This is a genomic window from Acinetobacter sp. NIOH-H-8, from assembly GCF_046635365.1.
Lineage (GTDB): Bacteria > Pseudomonadota > Gammaproteobacteria > Pseudomonadales > Moraxellaceae > Acinetobacter.
Genome location: NZ_JBHDVN010000126.1, coordinates 1 through 591, shown reverse-complemented (window position 1 = coordinate 591; position 591 = coordinate 1). Strand labels below are relative to the sequence as shown.

The window sequence follows — 591 nt, the reverse complement described above, 5'->3', positions numbered from 1 at the left end:
CAATGGTATTGCCCTGATCGCGCAGTTTATGCAGCACGTCGAGGAGTTGCTGAATATCGGCGAAGTGCAGACCGGTGGTCGGCTCGTCGAGAATATACAGCGTCTGCCCGGTGCCGCGTTTTGACAGCTCACGCGCCAGCTTCACGCGCTGGGCTTCACCACCAGAAAGTGTGGTTGCGGACTGCCCCAGGCGAATGTACGTCAGACCAACGTCCATCAACGTTTGCAGCTTACGCGCCAGAGCTGGCACCGCATCAAAGAACTCACGCGCTTCTTCAATGGTCATATCCAGCACTTCGTGGATGGTCTTGCCTTTGTACTTAATCTCCAGCGTTTCCCGGTTATAGCGCTTGCCTTTGCACTGGTCGCACGGCACGTAAATATCCGGCAGAAAGTGCATTTCGACTTTAATGACGCCATCGCCCTGGCACGCTTCGCAGCGACCGCCGCGCACGTTGAAGCTGAATCGCCCTGGCGTGTAGCCGCGCGAGCGAGACTCCGGCACGCCAGCAAAAAGCTCACGAACCGGGGTAAAGACGCCCGTATAGGTCGCCGGGTTGGACCGCGGGGTGCGCCCGATCGGGCTCTGTT

At 58.7% G+C, this 591-nt stretch carries 1 protein-coding gene; it reads right to left on the bottom strand.

Features of this window, described 5'->3' with window-relative positions:
• Window positions 1-591 (bottom strand): ATP-binding cassette domain-containing protein (locus ACEWB7_RS17360; protein WP_411581007.1); only part of this gene is annotated, 591 nt, incomplete at both ends.